Source organism: Actinopolymorpha rutila (assembly GCF_013407855.1).
GTDB classification, from domain to species: domain Bacteria; phylum Actinomycetota; class Actinomycetes; order Propionibacteriales; family Actinopolymorphaceae; genus Actinopolymorpha; species Actinopolymorpha rutila.
In genome coordinates, this window is the sequence record NZ_JACBZH010000001.1 from 6,747,185 (window position 1) to 6,772,904 (window position 25,720).

Genomic DNA, 25,720 nt, shown 5'->3' on the forward strand with positions numbered 1-25,720 from the left:
GCGTGTCCCGGGCGTGTTCCGGGCGTGTTCCGGGGGGACCGGTCAGGAGCGGCCGGCGACCCAGCGGGCGGCGTTGCGGATGATGTGGCGTACGTCGTCCCGGTAGTACGTGGGGTTCTCCTCGTGGCCCGGCCGGAAGTAGAACACCCGCCCGTTGCCGACGGTGTACGCACACCCGGACCGGAACTCGTGCCCGCCCGGGAACGTCGAGTGGAACACCACCGTGTCCGGCTTGCCGCAGCCGAACTCCTCGTCGTACATCTCCTCGTCGTCGATGGCGAAGTCGGTCACGCCCGCGGCGATCGGGTGCTCCGGAGCCAGCACCTTGATCGACTCCGGGCCCGCGTCGTGCTTCACGCCGCCGATCCGGCCGTCGTCACCGATCAGCCGGGTGAACGGCTTGGCCATGTGCGAGGAGTGCAGGGCGAGGAAGCCCATCCCGCGTTCCTTGACGTGCCGTTCGATCCGGTCGACGGTCTCGTCGCTGACGTTGCGGTGCAGCATGTGCCCCCACCACGCCAGTACGTCGGTCTGCGCGAGCACCTCCTCGGGCACGCCCTGACCGGGGTCGACGAGCTCGGCCGTGCTCACCTGGAACCCCTGGTCCTTGTCCTGGCGCAGGCCGTCGGCGACCGCGCCGTTGATGTCGTGCGGGTACCACTCCTTGGGTGCGGTGTGCTCGGACCAGACGAGGACGCGGATCTTTCCCTGCTCGCTCACGTTTCCTCCTACGAGAGGTGGCCGGCGGATGGAGTTCGCCGGCCGGCGGAACCGCGAGGACGTAACGCCGAGACGCCGGTGTGTCGGCTACGGGCCTCACGGGGATCTGGTGGTGCGACGTATGCGGTTCGGACGGGCTCCGGGCGGCTAGGGCAGCGGGCCGACCGCGCACAGGCCGCGCTCCTCGTCGGGGTTCACCGAGTCGGCGAACGCCTCGGAGTCCAGGGCCGGCGTGTAGCCGAGGTCGGCGGTGGCGTTGTCGGTGTCCCACTCGCGGCGGGTGTTGGCGGAGATCCCGTGGTAGACGCCGAACGGCACCTTGGCGGCGTCCGCCTCGACCGCGCCGACCACCAGTGCCCGCAGGTCCTCCGGCCCGATCCAGGACGGCAGCCCGCCGACCGAGCCCGGCCGGGGCTGGACGCCCCCGAACCGCAGGCACACGACCGACAGGTCCGTGCGGTAGGCGTACGTACGCCCGATCGCCTCGGTGAACGCCTTGCTCGCGCCGTACAGGCAGCACGGCGACGGCGGCCACGCCGGGTCGATCGGTACCTCGCCCCGCCGGACGTAGGCGCCCATCGCGTGCACCGAGCTGGCCAGCACCACCCGGCGCACCCCCGCCGCCAGCGCCGACTCCAGGACGGAGGCCACCACGTCGAAGTTCGGGCCGCGCAGGTCCGCCCAGGACGCCTGCGGGCTGGGGTCGGCGGCCAGGTGCACGACGGTGTCCATGCCGGCGACGGCGGCGGCCACGAAGTCCGGATCGGCCAGGTCGCCGGGACGGACTTCCGCCGAGCCCGGGTCGGCGGGCGCCGCTTCCGTGCTGACCGGTGCCGTACCGGCGGAGTCTGCCGGGATCGAGCCGGCTCTGTCGGGCCGGTCGGTCAGCCGGAGCGAGTAGCCGGCGAGGCCGGGTAGCAGGAGCCGGGACACGTTGCCTGCCGCTCCGGTGAGCAGCACCCTGCGCTGGGTCATCCGCTGGTCGCCCGTCCCGTCCGGTGTCGTGGGGTCATCGGCTTCGTCGGCCACGGCGGCGCCTGGCGCCGCTGTCCGACGGTCCACCTCTATCGCACCATGCCGGGAGGGTTCGGTGCGATTCCGGCAGCCGGACCTGCGTGCCCGATCCCGGACTCGGTCGCCCGCAGCGGCTCGCCGAGAGCTCGCGGCAGCCTCTCGACAGCTACGGGCCTGCCCGAAACCGGACAGGCCCGCCCTGGCCGGGCCAGGGCACATGCGAATGCCGGGCGCCTGGGCGTCCGGCCCACGATCACGCCCCGGGACCCGCTCAGGACCTGCTCAGGACCGCTCCAGGGGCCTGCTCCGCCCCTGTTCGGGGTCGGAGGTGGTCGGGGGCAGGGCCGGCGCCGGGCCGGGCGCGACGTACGGAATCTCCTGGTTCGGACAGCTGCCCGCCGGGCCGTCGCCGGGCGACGAGGGATGATCCGGACCCACCCCAGGTGCACGATCCGGGCACGTGCCGGTACCGTTGACCCACGAGCAGATGAGACCGTGAGCCCGAGGGCACACGTCCGTGACGTGTTGCCCCGGTTTATGTTGTGCGAGGGGGTCGACCCATGGGGCGCGGCCGTGCTAAGGCCAAGCAGACGAAGGTCGCCCGGGAGCTGAAGTACCGCACCCACGACACCGACCTCGAAGCGCTGCAGCGAGAGCTGTCGAGTCGTGAGGACGCGAACGGCAACGTTCGTGGCGAGCAGGACGACCCCGACGAGCCAGACGAAGACGGGGCCGACGAGGACCATCGCATCGCACGTCGCCGCTGAACACGGTCGACATCATCGCGGTCAGCTCCGTCCATAGCTGCCCGTGAGATGCGCTGAACCCTCGCCTGCGAGCACTCTCCCGGCGATCCACGCGTGGATGCCGCGGTTGGCAAGAACGCCGACCGCGGCATCGGCGTCGTTCGCGTTCACCAGGGCGACCATGCCCACACCCATGTTGAGCGTCCGCTCGAGTTCGGACTGCTCGACCTGGCCCCACTCCCCGACCAGGGTGCAGATCCGCGGCGGAGTCCACGTCGACCGGTCCATCTCGACGTCCATTCCCCTCATACCCGACGGCAGCACCCGGGCGACGTTCGCCGCCAGCCCGCCGCCGGTGATGTGCGACATCGCGTGTACGTCGACCTCGCGGTTGAGCGCCAGGCAGTCCTTGGCGTAGACGCGGGTCGGCTCCAGCAGTTCCTCCCCGAGCGTGCGACCCAGGTCGTCGACGTGCTCGGCCAGGTCACGGCCGGTCGTCGCGAGTACGTGCCGGACCAGCGAGTAGCCGTTGGAGTGCAGTCCGGACGAGGCCATCGCCACCACCACGTCGCCGGGGCGTACGCGGTCCGGGCCGAGCAGTTCGTCGGCCTCCACCACCCCGGTGGTCGCGCCGGCCACGTCGTACTCCCCCGGCGACAGCAGCCCCGGGTGCTCGGCGGTCTCCCCGCCCACCAGGGCGCAGCCGGCGTGCACGCAGGCCTCGGCGATGCCCTTGACGATGGCCGCGATGCGTTCGGGTACGACCTTTCCGCAGGCGATGTAGTCGGTCAGGAACAGCGGCTCGGCACCACACACCACCAGGTCGTCGACCAGCATGCCCACCAGGTCGAAGCCGATCGTGTCGTGCTTGTCCAGAGCCTGGGCGATCGCGACCTTCGTACCCACCCCGTCGGTGGAGGTCGCCAGCAGCGGTCGCCGGTAGTCGCGCAGCGCCGAGGCGTCGAACAGCCCGGCGAAGCCGCCGACGCCGCCGACCACCTCGGGTCGCCGGGTCTTCTCCACCCAGGCGCGCATCAGGCTGACGGCCCGGTCACCGGCCTCGATGTCGACACCGGCCGCGGCGTAGGACGCCCCCGACTTCTGCCCGCTGCTGGGTTCGGCGGACTGGGTCACTGCTCGGTCCTTTCGTCGGGTGCGGCTCACGTACGGACGTGGGCGTACGGCTCGCGTCAGTTACCCGCGGCCGGGCCCACGACCTCGAGCTGGAACTTTCCGTGCCGGCTGGCGGCCTCGGGGATCGGCACCGGGTAGCTGCCGTCGAAACAGGCCCGGCACAACCGGTCGGCGGGAACGCTGCTCGCCTCGGTCAGCGACTCCAGCGAGATGAAGCCGATGGAGTCCGCGCCGATCGAGGCGCAGATCTCGTCCACGGTCTGCTCGGCCGCGATCAGCTCCTTGGGGGAGGCGAAGTCGATGCCGTAGAAACAGGGCCACTTCACCGGCGGGCTGGCGATCCGCACGTGCACCTCGCTGGCGCCGGCGTCACGGAGCATCCGCACCAGTGCGCGCTGGGTGTTGCCGCGGACGATCGAGTCGTCCACCATCACCAGGCGCTTGCCCTCGATCACCTCGCGCAGCGGGTTGTACTTGAGCCGGATGCCGAGCTGGCGCAGGGTCTGGCTGGGCTGGATGAAGGTGCGGCCGACGTAGCTGTTCTTGACCAGGCCGTGGCCGTACGGGATGCCGCTCTCCTCGGCGTACCCGATGGCGCCCGGCGTCGCCGACTCCGGCACCGGGATCACCAGGTCGGCCTCGACCGGGAAGTCGCGGGCCAGCCGGCGCCCGACCTCGACCCGGGTCTCGTGCACCGAGCGCCCGGAGATCCGAGTGTCGGGGCGGGAGAGGTAGACGAACTCGAACAGGCAGCCCTTGGGCTCGGCGGACGCGAACCGCCGGCTGCGTACTCCCTCGCCGTCCAGCGCGACCAGTTCGCCCGGCTCCACCTCGCGGACGAACGCAGCACCCACGATGTCCAGGGCGGCGTTCTCGCTGGCCACCACCCAGCCGGCGCCGAGCCGGCCGATCACCAGCGGGCGGATGCCCTGCGGGTCGCGGGCTGCGTACAGCGTGTCCTCGTCCATGAACACCAGCGAGAAGGCGCCCCGCAGCTCCGCGCACACCGCCTGCGCCGCGTCCAGCAGCGGCCGGTCGGGGTAGGTGGCGAGCAGCCGGGTGATCAGGCCGGTGTCGTTGGTCGAGCTCCGGTCACCGGGCGACTCGGCGAGATCGGTCTCGGCCGCGCGTTTCGCGGCGAGTTCGACCAGGTCGGCGCTGTTGGTGAGGTTTCCGTTGTGAGCCAGAGCCAGCCCACCGGCACTCGTCGACCGGAAGGTCGGCTGGGCGTTGGCCCACACGCTCGCACCGGTCGTGGAGTAGCGGCAGTGGCCGACCGCGAGGTGCCCGACGAGCGACTCGAGGATCGCCTCGTCGAACACCTGGGAGACCAGGCCCATGTCCTTGTAGACGAGCACCTGCTGCCCGTTGCTGACCGCGATGCCCGCTGATTCCTGGCCGCGGTGCTGCAGGGCGTAGAGCCCGAAATAGGTAAGCTTCGCGACCTCCTCCCCAGGCGCCCAGACTCCGAAGACGCCACAAGCGTCCTTTGGGCCTTTGTCGTCGGGATGAAGGTCGAATGAGAGCAGTCCGTCGCCGCCCGGCACGGTTCGAGTGTAACCAGACGTCCTGGGCAGCCCGTGCGGGGCGTACGCCAGACCGCCATAACCTGGGCGGATGCCACAGCGCAGAGATGCCGGGTCCGTCCCGTCCGAGCCCGCCCAGTCGCCCGCCCAGTCGTCCTTCCATCCATCCGTCCAGCAGGAGCACGGCCGGCCCGAGCCCGTGCGGCCGGAGACCGGAGCGGAGTTGCTGCGGCGGGTCGCCCAGGAGCAGTCCTCCGGCCGGATTCCCGCCCTCACCGCCGCGGTGATGCGCGACGGGGCGCTCGCGTGGAGCGGCGGCCGCGGCCGGGTCGGCGGCACCCGCCCGGACGCGGACACGCAGTCGCGGATCGGGTCGATCAGCAAGACGTTCACCGCGGTGCTGGTGGCCCGGCTGCGCGACGAGGGCCGGCTGGACTTCGCCGACCCACTCGACCGGCACGTGCCGGGTACGCCGTTCGGCGACCGCACGCTCGCGCAGCTGCTCGCGCACGTGTCCGGGCTGCAGGCGGAGACGAACGGTCCGTGGTGGGAGCGCACCCCGGGAGCGGAGTGGCCCGGGCTCGCGGAGACGCTGGACGGCGGGGTTGCCAGGCAGCGGGCCGGCCGCCGCTTCCACTACTCCAACCTGGGCTTCGGCGTGCTCGGCGAGGTCGTGGCCCGGCACCGGGGCTGCTCGTGGTGGGAGGCGCTGCGGAGCGAGGTGCTGGAGCCGCTGGAGCTTCGCCGTACGACGTACGCACCGCAGCGGCCGCACGCGTCCGGGTATGCCGTACACCCGTGGGCCGATGTCGTACTCCCCGAACCCGACCACGACGCGGGCGCGATGGCACCGGCCGGGCAGCTGTGGTCGACCGTCGCGGACCTGGCCCGGTGGGCGGCGTTCGCGGCCGGGGACACCGGCGGCGTGCTCAGCCCCGACACGCTGGCGGAGATGCGCGAGCCGCACGCGGTGGAGCAGGCGCCGACCTGGACCTCGGGGTACGGGCTGGGCTGGCAGGTGCTGCGGGCCGGTGAGCGCACCCTCGTCGGCCACGGCGGCTCGATGCCGGGCTTCCTCGCCGGGTTGTACGTCGACGTCGAGCAGAACCTCGGCGGGGTATGCCTGGGCAACACGACCTCGGGGCTGCGGCCGCTCGGCCTGGTGTCGGACCTGATCGACGTGGTGGAGGCGCGCGAGCCCCGGCTTGCACCGGAGTGGACGCCGGTGCCGAGCCTGCCCGCGGGGACGCTGGACCTGGTGGGGCCGTGGTACTGGGGCCCGATGGCGTCGGCGCTGCGGGCCGGGCGGGACGGGATGCTCGACCTGCGCCCGATCGGCGAGGGTGGCCGGGCGTCGCGGTTTCGGCCGAACGCCGACGGCACCTGGACCGGGCTGGACGGCTACTACGCCGGGGAGACGCTGCGGGTCGGCCGCTGCCCCGACGGCGAGGTGACCCATCTGGACATCGCGACGTTCATCTACGCCCGTGAGCCGTATGACCCGAACGCCCCGATCCCCGGCGGCGTGCACCCGGCCGGGTGGACCGGGACCGACCGGAACGGCAGCTCTGCTGGCAGCACGGACGGCGAGTGAGCCGGAGATCAGTTGCGCCGGGGCGCCATCTGGTGCTCCCTGGTCAGCGTGGTCCGGGCGCGCCGGCACATGGCGGTGAGCGCCGCCGCCTGCCGGTCGCCCGGGTCGGACTCACCGGACTCCCCCAGCGCCGCCGCCCCGTCGCCCGGGGCCGGCTCGGAGAAGGCGCTGATCGCCCGCATCAGGATCGTCCACTGCGGGTGCGGCACCACGCCTTCGAGTTCGGTCATTCCGTCAGCGTGACTTTCGGTGGTCACATAGCGTGCAAGGATTGCCGTGCCGGCGAGCGCCAGCGCCTGCAGGCCGGCCTGGCCGAGGGCTACCGCGTCGATCTCGTCGAGCCCGCCCGACGACACGCGAGAGGCATTCGAAAGCATGTTCGAACGCTATCAGGTAGCCGGCCGACCCGCCAGCGTCACCGGGAGGTCGTTCACATGACGATGACCCAAGGTTCCGCCCGGACCCTGATCCCCGCGGCGGCCCGGGAGTTCGGCGCCCGCGTGCACGGCGTACCCCCTGACGGCTGGTCCGCACCCACCCCCTGCACCGAGTGGTCGGTGCGCGACCTGGTCAACCACCTGGTCGCCGAGCACCTGTGGGCGCCGCACCTGCTTCGGGGCGAGACCATCGAGCAGGTGGGCGACCGCTACGACGGGGACGTGCTCGGCGAGAATCCGGTCGCCGCCTGGGACGCCGCCGTCACCGCCTCGCTGGCCGCGTGGGAGGAGGCGAGGGACGACGACACCGTTCATCTGTCGTTCGGCGACACCTCGGTGGAGGAGTACGCCGAGCAGATGCTGACCGACCTCGTGGTGCACGCCTGGGACCTGGCCCGCGGCGCCGGCCTGGACGACCGGCTGGACCCCCGCGCGGTGCGGCACGTCTGGGAGTACGCCTCGGTGCGGGTGCCCCAGTGGCAGGGCAGCAGTATGCTCGCGCCGCCGGTCCGCACCGCCTCCGACGACATTCAGGACCAACTGATCGCCCTGGTCGGCCGGCGGCCCTGATCGACGGCCCTGGTCGACGGCCCTGGTCGACGGCCCTGACAGGTGCCCCAGGCTGGTGGACTAGACAGGTGGGCCAGACAGGTAGGCCCGGTCGGCGACCCCGACCGCGGTCCGACAAGAGCCCCGGCCACCACACCGGGACGACACACCAGCAGTGGAGATCGAATGCGCGCGCTCGTGAAGGCCAAGGCCGAGCCCGGTCTGTGGCTGGAGGAGGTCCCCGAACCCGAGCCGGGCCCGGGCGAGGCGCTCGTCCAGGTCCTGCAGACCGGCATCTGCGGCACCGACCTGCACATCCTGAACTGGGACGAGTGGGCTCGGACCCACGTGTCCGTCCCGCTGGTGGTCGGCCACGAGTTCGTCGGCCGGGTGGTCGAGGTCGGCGCCGGCGTGGACCGGGTGGCGGTCGGTGACCTGGTGAGCGGCGAGGGTCACCTGGTGTGCGGTCGCTGCCGCAACTGCATGGCCGGCCGCCGGCACCTCTGCGCGCACACCCAGGGAGTGGGAATCACCCGGGCCGGCGCGTTCGCCGACCACCTCACCCTGCCGGCCGGCAACCTGTGGAAGCACCCGGCCGACATCAACCTCGACGTGGCCACGATCTTCGACCCGTTCGGCAACGCCGTGCACACCGCGCTGGCGTTCCCGGTGGTCAACGAGGACGTCCTGATCACCGGCGCCGGCCCGATCGGCCTGATGGCGGCGGCCGTGGTCCGGCACGCCGGCGCGCGCCACGTGGTGATCACCGACGTCAACCCGTACCGCCTCGAACTCGCCCGCAAGGTGGGCGTCACCGCGGCCGTCGACGTCTCCCGCACCACCCTTCCGCAGGTCCAGGCCGACCTCGGCATGAAGGAGGGCTTCGACGTCGGGCTGGAGATGTCCGGCCACCCGAGCGCGCTGCCGGCCATGGTCGACTCGATGTCCCACGGCGGCCGGATCGCGGTCCTCGGGCTGCCGTCGGGGCCGATCAGCATCGACTGGAGCCGGGTCGTACTCTCCATGCTGACCATCCAGGGCATCTACGGCCGGCAGATGTACGAGACGTGGTACGCGATGTCGGTGCTGGTCGAGGAGGGCCTGGACATCTCCCCGGTGGTCACCCACCGGTTCCCGGCCGCCGAGTACGAACAGGCCTTCGCGACCCTGCGCGACGGCAACTGCGGCAAGGTGATCCTCGACTGGAGACAGGACTCGCCGGCGGGGAGCTGACCCCGGAAGGACGGACTTGGCTGACATGGCCTACACGATGCGCGACCACCTGCGGACCCAGCTCGCGGAGATCCGGGCGGCCGGGCTCGCCAAGGACGAGCGCCCGCTCACCACGCCGCAGAACGCCAACGTCGGCGTCGCCGACGGCCAGCGGGTCCTCAACCTGTGCGCCAACAACTACCTCGGGCTGGCCGACCACCCCGACCTCATCGCGGCGGCGAAGGCCGGCCTGGACGAGTGGGGCTTCGGGATGGCGTCGGTGCGGTTCATCTGCGGCACCCAGGAGCTGCACAAGCGGCTGGAGAACCGCATCTCGGCGTTCCTCGGGACCGACGACACGATCCTGTACAGCTCCTGCTTCGACGCCAACGCCGGACTCTTCGAGACGCTGCTGGGCCCGGAGGACGCGATCATCTCCGACGCGCTCAACCACGCGAGCATCATCGACGGCGTGCGCCTGTGCAAGGCGCGCCGCTTCCGCTACCGAAACCGCGACATGGCCGACCTCGAGGCGCAGCTGAAGGACGCCTCGGACGCACGGTTCAAGATGATCGCCACCGACGGCGTCTTCTCCATGGACGGCTACTTCGCCCCACTGCGCGAGATCTGCGACCTCGCCGACGCCTACGGCGCGCTGGTGATGGTCGACGACTCCCACGCGGTGGGCTTCATCGGCGAGCACGGCCGGGGTACGCCCGAACTACACGGCGTGGCCGACCGGGTGGACATCCTCACCGGCACACTGGGCAAGGCGCTCGGCGGGGCCAGCGGGGGCTACACCAGCGCCCGGGCCGAGATCGTCGAACTGCTGCGGCAACGGTCCCGGCCGTACCTCTTCTCCAACTCCCTCGCCCCGGCGATCGCGGCCGCCTCGATCACGGTCTTCGACCTGCTCGACTCCTCCGACGAACTGCGGCAGCGGCTGCGCGACAACACCGCGTTCTTCCGGCAGCGGCTGGAGGACGAGGGCTTCGACGTCCTCCCCGGGGAGCACCCGATCATCCCGGTGATGTTCGGGGACGCCGTCCTCGCGGGCCGGATGGCGGCGGCCCTGCTCGACCTCGGCGTGTACGTGACGGCGTTCTCCTACCCCGTCGTGCCGCACGGGACGGCCCGGATCCGTACGCAGGTCTCGGCCGCGCACACCCGTGAGGACCTCGAACACGCGGCATCCGCCTTCGCCCAGGCCCGGGACAAGGTCGGCTAGGGCGTGTCCTGCGGATCTTCATCGCAGGAGCAGGATGAGGCAGGCGATAAGGACTTCGGAGCGGTAGTAGGCGGCCCGTTTGGCGTAGCGGGTGGCCAGACTGCGGAATTGTTTGAGGCGGTTGAAGCAGCGTTCGACCACGTTGCGGTTGCGGTAGAGCTCGGGGTCGAACGCTGGTGGGCGTCCGCCGGCTCGGCCGCGTTGTTTGCGGCGCTGGATCTGGTCGGCACGCTCGGGAATGGTGACCTTGATTCGCCTGTGCCGTAAGGCTTTGCGGGTGGAGGGATGGGAATAGGCCTTGTCGGCCAGCACCCGCCCAACCTGCACCCGCACCCCGTCGATGCGCGGTCGGAGATCTCATCCAGCAGCGGCAGCAGTTGAGGGTTGTCACCCGCCTGACCGGGGGTGAGGATCACGCTGACCGGTAGCCCGGCGCCGTCGACGGCCAGGTGCAGTTTGCTGGTCAGCCCGCCCCGGGATCTGCCCAGGGCCTCTCCTGGCACGGCGAGGTTTTCGATCCAGTCCGCGCAGCCCCCTTTTTCCGGGCTCCAGCGGCATGCTGGTGTGCCCGGATGTGGGTGGAGTCCACACTGATCACCCACTCGACCTCACCGACGGAGTCGTCTTTGGTGACGACCTCGCTCATCAGCTTGTCCCAGGTGCCGTCCGCGGTCCATTTCCGTAACCGCTCATGGGCTGTCTTCCATGGCCCATAACGTTCTGGCAGGTCACGCCAGGGTGCCCCGGTACGCAACTTCCACAAGATGGCGTTGACCACCTGCCGATGCTCACGCCACCTGCCACCAGGTGCTCCCGCACCCGGCAACAACGGCTCTATCCGCGCCCACGCCCGGTCAGTAACCTCACCCCGTCCAACCACCCACACATCGTGACCGAACGATCACCCAAGATCCGCAGGACACGCCCTAGGGGCTGCAGCAGGTCGCTGGGGGTTAGTACCGAAGTGTGGAGACCAACGGGGCTATGACCACCGCGAGTCTCCACACTTCACGACGACGAGCCGCCCCAACCCGGAAGCGTGAAACCAACGGGGGTCCTGACCACCCGCACCTTCCACACTGCAACGAGCTGCCGGCCCACGCCCTAGTCGGCGTTCATCACCATGCCGGCGCCGACGGTGACGTTGGTGGCCTCGTCGACCAGGACGAAGCCGCCCGTCTGCCGGTTGCGTGCGTAGTCGTCGACGAACAACGGCTGGGCCACCCGCAGGTCGACCCGCCCGATCTCGTTCAGCGCGAGCCGGTCGGCGCTCTCGTCGCGGTGCAGGGTGTTGACGTCGAGCCGGTAGTGCAGCTTCTTGACAATCGCCCTGGCGGTGCGGGTGGTGTGCTTGATGTAGATCCGCTGACCTGGCTTCAGCGGCGCGTCGGTCATCCAGCTGACCATCGCGCTGAGGTTCTGCGCGACCGTGGGCTGGTTGTGCGGACGGCAGATCAGGTCGCCGCGGGAGACGTCGAGGTCGTCCTCGAGCAGCACCGTCACCGACATCGGCGAGAACGCCTCGTCGACCGGGCCGTCGGCGGTGTCGATGCGTTTGATCCGCGAGGTCATCCCGGACGGGAGCACCATCACCTCGTCACCGGGCTTGAGCACCCCGCCGACGACCTGACCGGCGTACCCGCGGTAGTCGTGGTAGTCGTCGGAGTGCGGGCGGATGACGTACTGCACCGGCAGCCTGGGGTCCTGGAGGTTGCGGTCGCTGGCGACGTGGATGTTCTCCAGGTGGTGCAGCAGCGACGGCCCGTCGTACCACGGCATGTTGGTCGACCGCTCGACGACGTTGTCACCGGCGAGCGCGGAGATCGGGATCACCTGCAGGTCGGGGGTCGTCAGCTTGGTGGCGAAGCCCAGGAACTCCTGCCGGATGCGCTCGTACACCTCCTGGTCGTAGTCGACCAGGTCCATCTTGTTGACGCAGACGACCAGGTGCGGCACCCGCAGCAGCGAGACCAGGAACGCGTGCCGGCGGGTCTGCTCGACCAGGCCGTTGCGCGCGTCGACCAGCACCAGGGCGAGGTCGGCGTTGGAGGCGCCGGTCACCATGTTGCGGGTGTACTGGATGTGTCCGGGGGTGTCGGCGATGATGAACTTGCGTTTGGGCGTGGCGAAGTAGCGGTACGCCACGTCGATGGTGATGCCCTGCTCGCGCTCGGCGCGCAGTCCGTCGGTGAGCAGCGCGAGGTTGGTGTACTCGAAGCCCCGGTCGCGGCTGGTGCGTTCGACGGACTCCAACTGGTCCTCGAAGATCGCCTTGGAGTCGTAGAGCAGGCGCCCGATCAGGGTGCTCTTGCCGTCGTCGACGCTGCCCGCCGTGGCGAAGCGCAGGAGATCCACTAGAAATAACCTTCCCGCTTGCGGTCTTCCATCGAGGCCTCGCTCACCCGGTCGTCGGCGCGGGTCGCGCCGCGCTCGGTGATCCGGCTGGTGGCCACCTCGGTGATGATGTCGGCCACGGTGGCCGCGGTCGACTCCACCGCTCCGGTGCAGGAAATGTCGCCGACCGTGCGGTAACGGACCGTCGCCTCGTGCAGCTCCTCACCCTCCCGCCGGGGCAGGACGGCCGACTCCGAGAGCAGCATCCCGTCGCGCTCGAACACCTTGCGCCGGTGCGCGAAGTAGATGGACGGGATCTCCACGTTGTCGTCGGAGATGTACTGCCAGATGTCGAGCTCGGTCCAGTTGGACACCGGGAACGCCCGGATCGACTCTCCGGGGTGGATCCGGCCGTTGTAGATGTTCCAGAGCTCGGGTCGCTGGTTCTTGGGGTCCCACTGGCCGAACTCGTCGCGGAAGGAGAAGACGCGTTCCTTCGCGCGGGCCTTCTCCTCGTCGCGGCGCGCCCCGCCCATCAGCGCGTCGAAGCTGTGCTTCTCGACCGTCTCCAGCAGGACCTGGGTCTGCAGCGGGTTGCGGCTCTGGCCGGGGCGCTCGGTCAGCCGACCCTCGTCGATGGCTTCCTGCACCGAGCCGACCACCAGGCGTACGCCGAGGTCGGCGACCAGCCGGTCGCGGAAGTCGATCACCTCGGCGAAGTTGTGCCCGGTGTCGACGTGCAGGAGGGCGAACGGGATGCGGGCCGGCCAGAACGCCTTCTGGGCGAGGCGCAGCATCACGCAGGAGTCCTTGCCGCCGGAGAACAGCAGCGCCGGCCGCTCGAACTCCGCAGCCACCTCACGAATGATGTGAATGGATTCGGACTCGAGGGCCTGCAGGTGGGACAAGCGGTAGTCGAGGGGCATAACACCACCAGGTGGTCGTCGAGGTGGGTCCTCCGGCGGACCACCCATGGGCAGCAAATTCGAAAGTCTCGGCAACGTGGACGAACGGAGCGATGGTACCTGCAGCGCTGCGGGAACCCACTCGCATCGCCGGATCCTGGACATCACACGCGGCCGACGGACACGACGGTAACGGACGGGGAGTACGCATGACCTCGGTAGGGATGCGATGACGCTGTTCATCGTGGGAGCGGGCGGCTTCGGCCGGGAGACCTACGACGCGGTACTCGCTGCCCGCGACAGTGCGTCGGGGTCCGGTCACCTGAGTCGCCCGGGCAATGGTGGCGCCGGGCAGAGCGCCCCGGGAAACGGTGTGTCGGCGAACGGGTCCCTCGGCAACGGCCGTGCGGTGACCGAGCCGGTGGTGTTCTGTGACCACGCGCTCGCGGGGGAGAAGGTCCGCGGCCTGCCGATCGTCCACCCGGACGAGGTCGACGACGACTTCGTGGTCGCGATCTCCGACCCCGAGGTGCGGGCCCGGCTGTCCGCCGAGTTCGAGGGCCGCGGGCTGAACCCCCGCACGATCGTGCACCCGCGCGCCGTGATCGGCCCGGAGACGGTCCTGGGCGCCGGCAGCGTCGTCCTCGCGATGGCGTATGTCTCGTCCTCGTGCGTCCTCGGCCGGCACGTACAGATCAGCTACAACACCACGCTCGGCCACGACTGCCGGCTGTCCGACGTCACCACGGTCCTGCCGGGCGCCAACGTCGCCGGCTCGGTGCACCTCGCCGTCGGCGCCACCGTGGGCTCGAACGCGTTCGTACGGCAGGGACTGACGGTAGGCGCGGGCGCCTTCGTCGGCGCGGGAGCGGTGGTGACCAGGGACGTGCCGCCGCGGACCGTGGTGGTCGGCGTTCCGGCCCGGCCGCAGGCACACTGACCTGCCGGAGCCTGCCGAGCCGCCGGAGCCGCCGGGGCCGCCGGCGAACGGTCAGCCGGCACGCAACAGTCGCCGGGCCTTCGCGTCCAGGACGAGTTCGTCGGTCAGCGCCTCGCCGCGTTCCTCGTCCAGGTCGGACATCAGCGCACGGGAGTCGACCACGACGCCCTCCCGGGTGAAGACGATCTTCGCGGTCTGCAGGACGATCCGCAGGTCCAGCCACAGCGAGCACCGCTCGACGTACTCCACGTCCAAGCTCAGCCGGGCGCTCCAGCTGACGGTGTTGCGCCCGGCGATCTGCGCCAGCCCGGTGATCCCCGGGCGGACGTCGAACCGGCGGCGTTCGTGCGCGGTGTACCAGAGGTCGTACTTCCGCAGCAGCGGTCGCGGGCCGACGATGCTCATGTCGCCACGCAGGACGTTGATCAGCTGCGGGATCTCGTCCAGGCTCAGCGCGCGCAGCAGCCGGCCCAGTCGGGTGAGCCTCCGGTGGTCGGGGAGCAGATCGCCGTCGCGGTCGCGGCGGTCGGTCATCGTGCGGAACTTCAGGACGGGGAACGGCCGGCCGTTCATCCCGGTGCGCTGCTGACTAAAGAGCACGGGGGCGCCCAGCCGCCATCGGACCACCAAGCAGATGGCGAGGACCAGCGGCGAGAGGACCCCCAACCCGGCGAGGGCGAGCCCGATGTCGAAGGCCCGCTTGCACCCTCGTGCCACCTGGATTCTCACAGCGCTCCCCTCGGCGACGGGCGACCGCGCCTGTTCCGGTGCCCGTCGCACGGCAGGCGTCCGCAGAGGTTTTCCGTAAGGGAAGAAGCGGACGTGATGGCCGATACGAACAGATGCCGGTCGGTGCGGACAGACGATGTTTCGGACAGTTGTCCGGGCCGTCTGCGAGAACACCGCTTCAATTCGCTGACGCGAAGATCTGTGGGCGTTCTCACGTCGCAGGAGATACCCGGAGGGGTGACTGTCGATGCCCAGAAGTGATCTTCCCTTACTGTCCACGACAAACCTGTTGTGTACGACAAATAGGACGATAACGGGCCCCGCGGTGCCCGTGTTTGTACGTACGTAGATCGTTCACCCGCTTGGGATTCCACTGTTCGCGCTCATTCGGGACGGAGTTCGAAGATCGGCTTCTGAACACCTGACCACGTCGATCCGCCGGTGGAACTCGTCGCGACAGTCCGCTTTCCTCCCGACCTGCGCTTCCGCATGCCGGGACGAGCATTTGAAAGTTCTCACCGAAATCCCGCACAATGCAGCACGGCCACGGGGGCCGAAAGCCGACACAAAACGAGCACGGCCTCCGACATGTCCGAGCATCAACAGCATCGACAGCGCTGTCCTGTGTGCCGGAATCCGAGAATTCTGTGAGAGATTTCTCCTTCGTTCGGGTGGCCCGTGTGAACGACGCAGACCCGAAAGAAGGAGTCCTCAGTGCGGCTTTCCGCATCCGCGCGTAGCAACCCCAGCGAGCCGCCCCGTCCCCGCTCGCGCCGTTCGTCCCTCACCCGCGGTGCCGCCACCCTGGTCGGCGCCGCCGCGCTCACGCTCGGGGTCGCCGCACCGTCGTACGCCACCACGTCCGCCGGAGCGGCCGGAGCGTCCGGTGCAGCCGGTGCGAGGGCCGACGGCGACCTGGCCGGCATCCCGGGCCTGCGGATGTCCCCGCAGGCGTTCGGCGGTCCCGACTACCTCGCCCGCTACCGACCCGGCGCCGCGGCCGGCGCCGCGCAGCAGCAGGCCGCCCGGCCCGTTCAGCCGCCGCAGCCCGACGGAGTCGTCGCCGCCACCGGCGAGGTGGCCGACCTCAAGCAGGCGGTGCTCGCCCTGCGGGTGGCCACCCAGCAGCACGCCGCGGCGGTACGCGAGGTCGCGCGGGCCGCGGCCGCGAAGAAGGCAGCCGAGCGGAAGGTCGCCGAGCTCCGCAGGGCCGAGGCCGCGAAGAAGCTCGCCCAGGCAAAGGTCGCGAAGGACGCCGCGGCGAAGAAGGCGAAGGCGAACAAGTCGCAGGCCCCGAAGAAGTCCGCGGCCAAGCCGGCCGAGACCAGGTGGGAACCGCGCGGGCTGACCCGAGGAGCTCCCGGCATCGACGTGGCCAGCCACCAGGGCAACGTCGACTGGCCCTACTACCGGGACCAGGGCTTCAAGTTCGCCTACGTCAAGGCGACCGAGGGCACGTCCTACAAGAACCCGTTCTTCGACCAGCAGTTCAACGGTTCGGCGAAGGTCGGCATGCTGCACGGCACGTACCACTTCGGCCGGCCCGACCAGTCCAGCGGCGCCGAACAGGCGCGGTTCTTCGTCGCCAACGGCGGGCACTGGAAGCCCGACGGCAAGACGCTGCCAGGCGAGCTCGACATCGAGTTCGGCGAGGCGGTCGGGGTGTCGACCTGCTACAACCAGTCGGCGAACGGGATCGTCAACTTCGTCCGCGACTTCAGCAACGAGTACAAGCGGCTCACCGGCCGGCTCCCGGTCATCTACACCAACGGCTCGTGGTGGCAGCAGTGCGTCGGCAACAGCACCGCGTTCGGCCGCAACCCGCTGTGGCTCGCGAGCTACAACCCCGATCCCGGTCCCATGCCGGGAGGCTGGCAGAAGGGCCACACCTTCTGGCAGTACACCGAGACCCCGATCGACAAGAACTACTTCAACGGGTCGCTGGCGGACCTGAAGACCTTCGCCAACCAGCGCTGGCCGCGCTGACGGTCGGCGGCGTCAGCCCCGGCCGGGGCGCCAGCTCCGGTCGGGGGACTCGCCGGGTTCACCTGCTGGCGCGACGCCGATCACCCGGCGGGGCACCCCGGCCCAGCGGCTCTCGTCGGTGACCGCGCGGCCGTCGACCAGGGCGCGTACGCCGGGCAGGTCGGCCGGACCGATCGCGCGGTATTCCGGGTGGTCGGCCTGCAGGATCGCCGCGTCGACGGATGTGCCGAGGTGGTAGGCGGTGAACCCGAGCGCGGCCAGCTCGTCGTCGTCGTACAGCGGGTCGTGCACAACGGCCCGGGCGCCCCTGCGGCGCAGGGCGGCGACCGTGCCGAACACCCCGGAGAACGCGGTCTCCTTCACCCCGCCCCGATAGGCCGCGCCGAGCACCACCACCCGCGCGTCGGACAGGTCGCCGTACGTCTGCGCCAGCACCTCGACGGCGTACGCCGGCATCGCGGCGTTGGCCTCACGGGCGGCCCGCACCACGGTCGCGGCCGGGTCGTTCCAGAGGTACAGGCGCGGGTAGACCGGGATGCAGTGCCCGCCGACGGCGATGCCCGGGCGGTGGATGTGGCTGTAGGGCTGGGAGTTCGCGGCGTCGATCACGGCGAGGGCGTCGATGCCGTTGGCCTCGGCGAACCGCGCGAACTGGTTCGCCAACCCGATGTTGACATCGCGGTAGGTCGTCTCGGCGAGCTTCGCGAGCTCGGCCGCCTCGGCCGAACCGAGATCCCACACGCCGTTGGGCCGGGGCAGGTCGGTCCGGATGTCGAAGTCGAGCACCGCTTCGTAGAAGGCCCGGGCCCGCTCGGCGCCGGCCGGGTCGAGCCCTCCGATCAGTTTCGGATATTTCCGCAGATCGGCGAAAACGCGACCGGTGAGTACGCGTTCCGGTGAGAAGACCACCCAGAAGTCGATGCCCTCGGTGAGCGCCGATCCCTGCTCCAGCGCGGGTTTCCAGCGGGTCCGGCAGGTGCCCACCGGCATGGTCGTCTCGTAGATCACCGTCGTGCCGGCACGCAGGTGCGCCGCGATCGCGGTGGTGGCGGAGTCCATCCAGCCGAAGTCGGGCAGGCCCTCGTCGTCGACGAACAGCGGCACCACCACAACGACGTACTCCGCCTGCGGAACGGCGCGGGAGTAGTCGGACGTGGCCGTCAGCGCGCCGTCGGCCACCGCCTGCTTCAGGCGTACGTCCAACTCGGCCTCGCCCGGAAAGGGCTCGATACCGGCATTGACCGACTCCACGACGCGCGGGTTGGTGTCCACGCCGGTGACGCTGTGGCCCTTGCCGGCGAACTGGACGGCCAGTGGCAAGCCGATCTTGCCCAGGCCGACAACGGTGATCTTCACGGGCAACACGTCTTCCTGGGAAGGGATCCGAGGGACTCCGGCGGGTCGCTGGCTAGGGTAACCTGCCGCGAAGTCCGGTACGGAGTGTGACGCGCCGCTAACGTTACGGGTCTTGTCGCCGGCACCTGCGCGAGGGCGCCGGCTCACCTCGAGGAGGCACAGTGACCAAGCACCCCGAGCAACCGGGGCGGCCCGAGGTGCCCGGGCGGTCCGGGCGCCCGCTGACGGTGCTGAGCGTCGTCGGCGCCCGCCCGCAGTTCGTCAAGCTGGCTCCGGTCGCCGCCGCCTTCGCCGCGACCGGCCACCGGCACCTCATCGTGCACACCGGCCAGCACTACGACACCCGGATGTCGGAGGTGTTCTTCACCGACCTCGCGATACCCACGCCGGACGTCCACCTCGGCGTGGGCTCGGGCACGCACGGCGCGCAGACGGGCGCGATGCTGACCGCGCTGGACTCGGTGCTAGCCGAGCGGCGACCGGACTGGGTGCTGGTGTACGGCGACACCAACTCCACCCTGGCCGGCACGCTGTCCGCGGTGAAGCAGCACCTGCGGGTCGCGCACCTGGAGGCGGGCCTGCGGTCGTTCAACCGGCGGATGCCCGAGGAACACAACCGCGTCCTCACCGACCACGCCGCCGACCTGTTGCTCGCGCCGACCGACGCGGCCATGGCTCACCTGTCCGGCGAGGGTCTGGCCGGCCGCTCGGTCCTGGTCGGCGACGTGATGACCGACGTGTGCTTCGGCGTACGCGACGCCGTGGCCGGCACGCCCCTGCCCGCCGAACTCGACGAGGCCCTCGGCGGCGAGCCCGGCGGCTACCTGGTCGCGACCGTGCACCGCGCCGACAACACCGACGACCCGGCCCGGCTCGCGGCGGTGGTCGACGCGCTCGCCGGGCTGGACGAACCGGTCGCCCTGCTCGCCCATCCCCGCCTGGTCGCGCGGTGCGCGGAGTTCGGCATCGACCTGGCACGACCGGGCCTGCACGCCCTGCCACCGCTCGCCTACCCCGACATGGTGCGCGCCGTCCTCGGCTCCCGCGGCGTGGTCACCGACTCCGGCGGCCTGCAGAAGGAGGCGTTCCTGCTCGGCGTCCCCTGCACGACGCTGCGGACGGAGACCGAGTGGACCGAGACACTGGCCGGAGGCTGGAACGTCCTCGACCCGAACCTCACCCAGCTCAAGGAACTGGCCGCCCGTCCGGCGCCGACCGCTGAACGCGGCACCCCCTACGGCGACGGGCACGCAGCGCGCCGGACCGTCGAGGCGCTGGAAGCGGGCTGAGCCCCCGTTGACCGACTCGCCCCGTTCCGCTGCTTGCTCCACCGGTCCGCCCGCTGCTCCCATCCCGTCCGGTACGCGCCGTCCGTCGCCGATCACCCGTTATGGTGTGGCCTTACGACGTCACCGGGCTGGGAGTGGACTGATGGCGACCATGACCACCTCGGCCCGCCCGGAGCGGGGCTGGCAGTGCCCGGAGGCCGAACGCCTGCTCACCGGCGCGACCGTCGTCACCTTCGTCCGCACCGTGGCGTCCGTGGGCCTCGCGTTGTACGCCGCGTACGACCGGTCGCTGACCCTGCTGCTGGTCGCGCTGGCGGTCTACTGGGTGGGCGACATGGCTGACGGCGCCCTGGCCCGGCTGACCGATACCGAGACCCGGATCGGCGCGGTGTTCGACATCGTGAGTGACCGGCTGTGTGCGGGCACTTTCTACGTCGGGCTGGTCTGGCTGGAGCCGGCGATGGCACTGCCGGTGGGTGTCTTCCTGCTCGAGTTCGCGGTCGTGGACACGTTCGTGTCGCTGGCGTTCCTGGCCTGGCCGCTGCGCAGCCCCAACTACTTCTATCTGGTCGACCGGCCGATCTGGCTGGCCAACTGGTCCAAGCCGGGCAAGGCGGCCAACTCCTCGGCGGTCGCGCTGCTCATGGTGATCACCCACTCCGTACCCCTGTGCACCGCGGTGGCGCTGTGCCTGCTCGCGGTGAAGGTCTGGTCGCTGGTCCGGCTCGACCGGCTCGGCCTGCCGCTTCCGCAGGCGACCGGCTCGCCGAACCCGGCCGCTCAGGCGGGCCAGGCGGGCCACGCGGGCCAGGCGGCCTGATGGGACTGCTCACCGCGACGTTCTGCTACTGCATCGCGTCCGCGCTGATCCCGCTGTTCAACGCCGAGGCGTACGTCGGCGCGGTGGCCGCGACCTTCACCGGCCACTCCACCTGGCTGGTCGCCGCCGCGGCGGCCGGCGGGCAGATGGTGGGCAAGGTGGCGTTCTTCCTGATCGGCCGCAACTCGCTGCGCTGGCGGTGGGTACGCAAGAAGACCGAGTCGCCGAAGTGGCGGAACACGTTCCTCACCTGGCAGCGCCGGATCGGTGACCGGCCGTGGCTGGCCGCGGTGCTGCTGCTGGTCTCGGCCGCTCTGGGGTTCCCGCCGTTCGCCGTGGTCTCGGTGCTGGCGGGCCAGCTCCGGGTGTCGATCACGTTGTTCGTGGTGGTCGGGTTCGTCGGCCGGCTGCTGCGGTTCGCCTCGTTGCTGGGCATCATCAAGGCGTTCCTCTGAGCCCAGGCGCCCGCCAACCCCCGCCCACCAACCCCCGCCCACCGGGGCCAGAGCAAGCCGGGGTCAGAGCAAGCCGGGGTCAGAGGCTGCCGAGGGTGATGCACTGGTGCGGGCGGGCCGCCTGTGCCCAGGCCTCCAGTCGCATCAGGAACTCCCGGGCGGTCTGCGGCCAGTGGTAGCCGGTGCGCGCCACCGCGTGCCCGCGCTTTCCCATCGAGGCCCGCAACTCCGCGTCGTCGCGCAGCCGCAGGATCGCCGCCACGGTGGCCTCGGCGTCGTCGAAGGGGACCAGTAGCCCGCACCTGTTCACCTGGGTCAGGGACACCGCCGCCGGCAGCGGGGTGGAGACCACGGGCACGCCGTGCGCCATGTACTCCAGCACCTTGGTGGGCATCGAGTGCCGGTAGTTGGGCAGGTCGCGCAGCAGCGACAGGCCGCACAGGGCACCGTCGACCAGGGCCAGCGCCCTGTCGTTGGGGACGTACCCGTGCCAGCGCAGGAACCCCTCCTGCTGGGCGCGGACCAGCGCCCGGCGGGAGTAGGAGTCGGCGTGCCCGACCACGTCGATGTCCAGGCCGCTGCCGGCCAGCAGCCGCGCGGCGTCGAGCATCACGTCGACACCGCGGGCGACCGACAGGTGGCCGACGTAGACCACCCGGTCCGCACCGGACGGCTCCACGGACTCGGGCACGTAGGTGGTGTTGGGCACCACCGGGTGGATCCGCCGGAACCGGCCGCGGTAGCCGGGCTCGGCGAGGATCAGCCGGAGGTTGCGTTCGGCCCACTCCTCGACCATCCGCACGCCCGCACGGGCCAGCGGCCGCACGGCGCCGGGGAGCCAGCTCTTGGCCACCAGAGCCGCGCCGGTGTCCTCGTGCACGTCCCACACCACCGCGCCGGGCAGGTCGAGTCCGGGCAGGACGAGCAGCAGCTCGGGGTCGTGCAGCAGCACCACGTCGGCGTCCGCCCCGTGGGTTCGCAGGACGTGCCTGGCAGCGCGGAGCGCGTCGGAACGTTGCCGGCCCAGCGCCCGGGGCAGGTCGACCGCCGTCACCTCCGGCCAGGCCGTGGTGGCGTACGCCGAGAAGGGCGCGGCGTAGGTCACTGTGTATCCGGCGTCCAGCATGGCCCTGATCTGCCGGTGAAGTATGCGCGCGTCCTGCGGATGGTGCACGACCGTGCACACGAGTACGCGCAGGCCGGGCATCACAGCACCTCGGCCGTCCCGTCGCGGACCCGCCCGCGCGTGTCGAACAACAGCCGCGCGCGGGACAACGTCCGCGCGTCGTAGCCGGCGTGGTCCTGCAGCAGGAGGGCGAGGTCGGCGGTGGCGAGCGCGTCGTCGAGGTCGTCCACCCGGGGCACCGGCTCCCCGTCGACCTCCCACTCGGTGACGTAGGGGTCGTGGAAGACGAGGTTGGTGCCCATCCGGCGCAGCCTGCGGGCCACCGGCCGCGACGGCGACTCGCGCTGGTCGGCGATGTTCGGCTTGTAGGTGACCCCGAGGATCAGCACCGTCGACCCGCGCACCGATTTGCCGGCGTCGTTGACGAGGTCCTGCACCCGCTGGGCGACGTAGGACGGCATCCGCTGGTTGATCTCCTGGGCAAGCTCCACGAACCGGAACGGGTAGCCCAGCCGTTTGACCTTGTACGACAGGTAGTTGGGGTCGATGGGGATGCAGTGCCCGCCCACGCCGGGACCGGGGTAGAACGCCTGGAACCCGAACGGCTTGGTGGCCGCCGCCTCGATCGCGTCCCGCAGGTCGATGCCGAGCTCGTGGCAGAAGATCGCCATCTCGTTGACCAGGGCGATGTTGACGTGCCGGTAGGTGTTCTCCAGCAGCTTGGCCATCTCGGCCTCGCGGGTGCCCTTCGCCCGCACCACCTGGTCACAGATCCGGCCGTAGAAGTCCACCGCCCGCTCCGTGCAGTGCGCGGTGTGCCCACCGACCACCTTCGGGGTGTTGCGCAGGCCGTAGGTGGGGTTGCCGGGGTCGATGCGTTCGGGCGAGAACGCCAACGCGAACTGCACCCCGGCGGTGAGCCCGGACTTCTCCAGGATCGGGCGGACCACCTCGTCGGTGGTGCCGGGGTAGGTAGTCGACTCGAGTACGACCAGCATGCCCGGCCGCAGGTGGTCCGCCACGGAGGCGGCGGCTGATCGCACCGCTGTCAGGTCGGGGCCGCCGTCGTCGTCGAGCGGCGTCGGCACGCAGATCACCACCGTGCCGACGGAGCTCAGCGCCTCCTCGGCGTCGGTGGTCACGGTCAGCCCGGCGGCCAGCATGGCGGTCACGTCGGTATCGGAGAGATCGTCGATGTGGGAACGCCCGGCAGCCAGGCCCGCGACCACGCGCGGTGAGACATCGAGTCCGACGACTCGAAGTCCCGCCCGGCAGGCCTCACGGACCAAGGGAAGACCGACGTATCCAAGACCGACGACAGCGAGGTCACGCACGCTCCGCACCCTAGGTTGGGGATTCCCCGCCGAAGCCGCGAAACGACGTCGAGCCAGGGAGAGTTAGGAGAAAGTTACCGTTTAGGTAACCGTTCAAACCCGGTCAGTCATATCTGTCCATGTCGCGTCCCGGCTGCGTTCACCCGGCCGTCGCCCCGCCGAAACCCGCTCCGGGCGCCGAAACTGGCGCGGAGGCGGGTCGTTGTGGGCCGAAACCGGCTCGGGGCTGGCCAGGGTGGTTGACCTCTCTTGACCGGCGATCTTCGAGCCACCCAGTCTGTCCGGCGAAGAACCGGCAGTGACGGCTGGCTCACCGGCCGACACCCGACGAGGAAGGCCGGCGCCGCGATGACCCAGCACGCCACGACAGGACCAGACCACGCCGACGACGCCGGCCTACCCGGCCACCCCGACCGCACAGGCCTACCCGGTGATCCCGACCACGCCGGCCCACCCTCCCGGCGGGCGTTCCTGCACCGCGCCGTCCTCGCCGGGGCGGCGGTCGGCGGCCTGCCCGCGCTGCTGGCCGCCTGCGAGGGCGAGGGCGCCGGAGGAGGCGGAGGAGGCGGCGGTGGCGGTGGAGGAGCCGGCGGCGGAGCGGGCGGAGGCGGCGGCAGCGCCCGGGCCCGTACGGTCGTGTTCGACTACCACGGCGGCCGGGTGCAGAGCCCGGACCTGTGGAACCCGTTCGTACCCGGGTTCACCAACAACGCCGGCTTCCACCAGGCGATGGCCGAGCCGTTGTTCATCCTCGACTACGAGACGGGCAAGACCGAGCCGTGGCTCGGGCTCACGTTCGAGCCGAACGACACCAGCACCGTCTGGACGCTGAAGCTCCGGGACGGCATCAAGTGGTCCGACGGGGAGGACTACGACGCCGACGACGTGGTGTTCACCATGAACCTCCTGCTCAAGGGCAGCGCGGAGCTGAACAACGCGGCCGCGATCCAGGAGTGGGTCAAGACGGTCGAGAAGGTCGACCCGCTGACGGTGCGTTTCACGTTGAACAAACCGAACCCGAGGTTCCAGCTGGACTACTTCTCGGTGAAGATCCACAGCGGCCTGGTGATCGTGCCCGAACACGTGTGGCGGGGCAAGGACCCCACGACGTTCAAGAACTACGACAAGAAGTCGTCGCCGGTGTTCACCGGCCCGTACCGCCTCACCTCGGCGAGCCCGACGAGGTTCACCTACGAACGCCGAGCCGACTGGTGGGGTGCGAAGGCGGGGTTCCTGCCGCTGCCCAAGCCGGAGCACCTGCAGTGGGTGGTGAACGAGACCGAGGACATCCGGGTCGCCCGGGCTGCCGACCACCAGCTCGACTCGGTGGCCGACCTCACCGCAGGTGCGTTCGAGAGCCTGAAGGCCCGCAACCCGAAGGTGATCTCCTGGCTTCCGGACAAGCCGTACGCCTGGCCGGACCCGTGCACCCGGCTGCTGTCGGTCAACAACGCGGTCGAACCGTGGAACGACCCGCAGATGCGCTGGGCGCTCAACCACGCCCTCGACCGGGACGAGATCGTGAAGATCGCCTACGAGGGCACGACCACGCCGGCGAGGTTCTTCTTCCCCAACTACCCGCCCATGCAGCGGTGGGTACAGAAGATCGAGGACGCCGGGCTGTTCGAGGAGTTCCCGATCGGCAAGCACGACCTGGGCCAGACCGAGCGCATCCTGACCGCGAAGGGCTACACCCGCAAGGGCGACGGCTACTACCAGAAGGGCGGCAAGGATCTCCGGCTGCAGATCGACGCACCGACCGACTTCATCGAGATCTGGCGGTACGCCGAGGTGGTCGGGGAGCAGTTGCAGCGCGCCGGGATCAACGCCACCGTCCGCAAGCTCGCCATCGGCACGTGGGGCGACAACCTCGGCAACGGGAAGTTCGAGGCCGCCAGCGACTGGAGCGCCTGCGGCTCGGTCACCGAACCGTGGTTCTCGATGCAGCTGTTCTCGGCGAAGGCGGTCGTGCCGGTCGGCAAGACCGCATCGTCCAACGCGGTCCGCTGGAAGAACGCCGACTACACGAAGTACGTCGACCAGATGGCGAACCTCCCGCTGGACGACCCCGGCCTGGACAAGCCGTTCCTGGACGCCGCCCGGCAGTGGCTGCGCGACCTGCCGTTCCTGCCGATCGCACACGCCCGCAAGCTGTACGCGTTCGACACGACCTACTGGACCGGCTGGGCGACCAAGAAGAACGACTACCTCCAGCCCACGCTGGACTGGGCGAACGCGCACCAGATCATCCACCACCTGCGCCCGGTGAGCGCGTGAGGAGCCGGT

At 70.5% G+C, this 25,720-nt stretch carries 22 protein-coding genes and 1 pseudogene; 11 read left to right on the plus strand and 12 right to left on the minus strand.

Features of this window, described 5'->3' with window-relative positions; genetic code table 11:
• Positions 1-42: 42 nt before the first annotated feature.
• Entirely contained in the window at positions 43-720 is a 678-nt protein-coding gene (locus tag F4554_RS30425) for a ThuA domain-containing protein (protein WP_179791027.1), read from the minus strand.
• A 147-nt stretch (positions 721-867) separates the two neighbouring features.
• Positions 868-1,749: an NAD-dependent epimerase/dehydratase family protein gene (locus F4554_RS30430; RefSeq protein ID WP_179791028.1), complete on the minus strand. Its 882-nt coding sequence runs from the start codon at positions 1,747-1,749 to the stop codon at positions 868-870.
• 545 nt (positions 1,750-2,294) lie between these two features.
• Here F4554_RS30430 and F4554_RS30435 point away from each other — a divergent pair.
• A complete protein-coding gene (locus tag F4554_RS30435; protein ID WP_179791029.1) occupies positions 2,295-2,501 on the plus strand; it encodes a DUF3073 domain-containing protein in 207 nt (68 codons plus the stop codon).
• Positions 2,502-2,522: 21 nt separating this feature from the next.
• Here the strand turns inward: F4554_RS30435 and purM are convergent, their stop codons facing one another.
• Both purM and purF read right to left on the minus strand, forming a co-directional pair.
• Complete coding sequence (gene purM, locus F4554_RS30440) at positions 2,523-3,614, minus strand: phosphoribosylformylglycinamidine cyclo-ligase (RefSeq protein WP_179791030.1); 1,092 nt, start codon at positions 3,612-3,614, stop codon at positions 2,523-2,525.
• Between the two features lie 56 nt (positions 3,615-3,670).
• Positions 3,671-5,161: an amidophosphoribosyltransferase gene (purF, locus tag F4554_RS30445; protein WP_179791031.1), complete on the minus strand. Its 1,491-nt coding sequence runs from the start codon at positions 5,159-5,161 to the stop codon at positions 3,671-3,673.
• A 70-nt stretch (positions 5,162-5,231) separates the two neighbouring features.
• On the opposite strand from purF, the gene F4554_RS30450 reads away from it, so the two are divergent.
• Complete coding sequence (locus F4554_RS30450; RefSeq protein ID WP_179791032.1) at positions 5,232-6,734, plus strand: serine hydrolase domain-containing protein; 1,503 nt, start codon at positions 5,232-5,234, stop codon at positions 6,732-6,734.
• 8 nt (positions 6,735-6,742) lie between these two features.
• Here F4554_RS30450 and F4554_RS30455 read toward each other — a convergent pair whose 3' ends face one another.
• Positions 6,743-7,111, minus strand: coding sequence for a hypothetical protein (locus F4554_RS30455; protein ID WP_179791033.1), 369 nt, complete (start codon positions 7,109-7,111; stop codon positions 6,743-6,745).
• A gap of 57 nt (positions 7,112-7,168) precedes the next feature.
• Between F4554_RS30455 and F4554_RS30460 the strand changes: the two genes are divergently transcribed.
• From F4554_RS30460 to F4554_RS30470, 3 genes are all read left to right on the plus strand, one after another.
• Positions 7,169-7,741 (plus strand): TIGR03086 family metal-binding protein, encoded by a 573-nt coding sequence (locus F4554_RS30460; protein ID WP_179791034.1) that lies wholly within the window; start codon positions 7,169-7,171, stop codon positions 7,739-7,741.
• Positions 7,742-7,906: 165 nt separating this feature from the next.
• Positions 7,907-8,953 carry an L-threonine 3-dehydrogenase gene (gene tdh, locus F4554_RS30465; RefSeq protein WP_179791035.1) on the plus strand — a complete coding sequence of 349 codons (1,047 nt, stop codon included), beginning with the start codon at positions 7,907-7,909 and terminating at the stop codon, positions 8,951-8,953.
• A gap of 37 nt (positions 8,954-8,990) precedes the next feature.
• The gene (locus F4554_RS30470; protein WP_202890276.1) at positions 8,991-10,160 is read left to right on the plus strand and encodes a glycine C-acetyltransferase; all 1,170 of its coding nucleotides are present in this window, start codon (positions 8,991-8,993) and stop codon (positions 10,158-10,160) included.
• Positions 10,161-10,178: 18 nt separating this feature from the next.
• Here the strand turns inward: F4554_RS30470 and F4554_RS30475 are convergent.
• From F4554_RS30475 to cysD, 3 genes and pseudogenes are all read right to left on the minus strand, one after another.
• Positions 10,179-11,040: pseudogene (locus F4554_RS30475) on the minus strand (IS5 family transposase).
• A gap of 224 nt (positions 11,041-11,264) precedes the next feature.
• A complete protein-coding gene (cysN, locus tag F4554_RS30480; protein ID WP_179791036.1) occupies positions 11,265-12,515 on the minus strand; it encodes a sulfate adenylyltransferase subunit CysN in 1,251 nt (416 codons plus the stop codon).
• Positions 12,515-13,420, minus strand: coding sequence for a sulfate adenylyltransferase subunit CysD (gene cysD, locus F4554_RS30485; protein WP_179791037.1), 906 nt, complete (start codon positions 13,418-13,420; stop codon positions 12,515-12,517). The genes cysN and cysD overlap by 1 nt, the downstream gene beginning before the upstream one ends.
• Before the next feature lie 208 nt (positions 13,421-13,628).
• On the opposite strand from cysD, the gene F4554_RS30490 reads away from it, so the two are divergent.
• Positions 13,629-14,339, plus strand: a complete 711-nt coding sequence (locus F4554_RS30490; RefSeq protein WP_179791038.1) for an LbetaH domain-containing protein — start codon at positions 13,629-13,631, stop codon at positions 14,337-14,339.
• 51 nt (positions 14,340-14,390) lie between these two features.
• On the opposite strand, the gene F4554_RS30495 is transcribed toward F4554_RS30490, so the two are convergent.
• Positions 14,391-15,068: a sugar transferase gene (locus F4554_RS30495; RefSeq protein WP_179791039.1), complete on the minus strand. Its 678-nt coding sequence runs from the start codon at positions 15,066-15,068 to the stop codon at positions 14,391-14,393.
• A 714-nt stretch (positions 15,069-15,782) separates the two neighbouring features.
• Here F4554_RS30495 and F4554_RS30500 point away from each other — a divergent pair.
• Complete coding sequence (locus F4554_RS30500; RefSeq protein ID WP_337796264.1) at positions 15,783-17,054, plus strand: GH25 family lysozyme; 1,272 nt, start codon at positions 15,783-15,785, stop codon at positions 17,052-17,054.
• Between the two features lie 12 nt (positions 17,055-17,066).
• Here the strand turns inward: F4554_RS30500 and F4554_RS30505 are convergent, their stop codons facing one another.
• Positions 17,067-18,410, minus strand: a complete 1,344-nt coding sequence (locus tag F4554_RS30505; RefSeq protein WP_179791040.1) for a nucleotide sugar dehydrogenase — start codon at positions 18,408-18,410, stop codon at positions 17,067-17,069.
• A gap of 221 nt (positions 18,411-18,631) precedes the next feature.
• Between F4554_RS30505 and wecB the strand changes: the two genes are divergently transcribed.
• The 3 genes from wecB (at position 18,632) to F4554_RS30520 (ending at position 20,974) form a co-directional block, all read left to right on the plus strand.
• Positions 18,632-19,699, plus strand: coding sequence for a non-hydrolyzing UDP-N-acetylglucosamine 2-epimerase (wecB, locus tag F4554_RS30510; RefSeq protein ID WP_179791879.1), 1,068 nt, complete (start codon positions 18,632-18,634; stop codon positions 19,697-19,699).
• A gap of 142 nt (positions 19,700-19,841) precedes the next feature.
• Positions 19,842-20,519: a CDP-alcohol phosphatidyltransferase family protein gene (locus F4554_RS30515; protein ID WP_202889534.1), complete on the plus strand. Its 678-nt coding sequence runs from the start codon at positions 19,842-19,844 to the stop codon at positions 20,517-20,519.
• The gene (locus tag F4554_RS30520) at positions 20,519-20,974 is read left to right on the plus strand and encodes a VTT domain-containing protein (protein ID WP_179791041.1); all 456 of its coding nucleotides are present in this window, start codon (positions 20,519-20,521) and stop codon (positions 20,972-20,974) included. Before F4554_RS30515 ends, F4554_RS30520 begins: the two co-directional genes overlap by 1 nt.
• A gap of 79 nt (positions 20,975-21,053) precedes the next feature.
• On the opposite strand, the gene F4554_RS30525 is transcribed toward F4554_RS30520, so the two are convergent.
• Together F4554_RS30525 and F4554_RS30530 are read right to left on the minus strand one after the other, a co-directional pair.
• A complete protein-coding gene (locus F4554_RS30525) occupies positions 21,054-22,181 on the minus strand; it encodes a glycosyltransferase family 4 protein (protein ID WP_179791042.1) in 1,128 nt (375 codons plus the stop codon).
• A complete protein-coding gene (locus F4554_RS30530; protein WP_179791043.1) occupies positions 22,181-23,443 on the minus strand; it encodes a nucleotide sugar dehydrogenase in 1,263 nt (420 codons plus the stop codon). The genes F4554_RS30525 and F4554_RS30530 overlap by 1 nt, the downstream gene beginning before the upstream one ends.
• 339 nt (positions 23,444-23,782) lie before the next feature.
• Here F4554_RS30530 and F4554_RS30535 point away from each other — a divergent pair, with 339 nt between their 5' ends.
• Entirely contained in the window at positions 23,783-25,711 is a 1,929-nt protein-coding gene (locus F4554_RS30535) for an ABC transporter substrate-binding protein (RefSeq protein ID WP_179791044.1), read from the plus strand.
• Positions 25,712-25,720 lie beyond the last annotated feature (9 nt).

Coding starts and splice junctions, on each gene's coding strand:
- F4554_RS30435 (WP_179791029.1), top strand. CDS start 2,295: ATGGGGCGCGGCCGTGCTAAGGCCAAGCAGACGAAGGTCGCCCGGGAG.
- F4554_RS30450 (WP_179791032.1), top strand. CDS start 5,232: ATGCCACAGCGCAGAGATGCCGGGTCCGTCCCGTCCGAGCCCGCCCAG.
- F4554_RS30455 (WP_179791033.1), bottom strand. CDS start 7,111: ATGCTTTCGAATGCCTCTCGCGTGTCGTCGGGCGGGCTCGACGAGATC.
- F4554_RS30460 (WP_179791034.1), top strand. CDS start 7,169: ATGACGATGACCCAAGGTTCCGCCCGGACCCTGATCCCCGCGGCGGCC.
- tdh (WP_179791035.1), top strand. CDS start 7,907: ATGCGCGCGCTCGTGAAGGCCAAGGCCGAGCCCGGTCTGTGGCTGGAG.
- F4554_RS30470 (WP_202890276.1), top strand. CDS start 8,991: ATGCGCGACCACCTGCGGACCCAGCTCGCGGAGATCCGGGCGGCCGGG.
- cysD (WP_179791037.1), bottom strand. CDS start 13,420: ATGCCCCTCGACTACCGCTTGTCCCACCTGCAGGCCCTCGAGTCCGAA.
- F4554_RS30490 (WP_179791038.1), top strand. CDS start 13,629: ATGACGCTGTTCATCGTGGGAGCGGGCGGCTTCGGCCGGGAGACCTAC.
- F4554_RS30515 (WP_202889534.1), top strand. CDS start 19,842: ATGGCGACCATGACCACCTCGGCCCGCCCGGAGCGGGGCTGGCAGTGC.
- F4554_RS30520 (WP_179791041.1), top strand. CDS start 20,519: ATGGGACTGCTCACCGCGACGTTCTGCTACTGCATCGCGTCCGCGCTG.
- F4554_RS30525 (WP_179791042.1), bottom strand. CDS start 22,181: ATGCCCGGCCTGCGCGTACTCGTGTGCACGGTCGTGCACCATCCGCAG.
- F4554_RS30535 (WP_179791044.1), top strand. CDS start 23,783: ATGACCCAGCACGCCACGACAGGACCAGACCACGCCGACGACGCCGGC.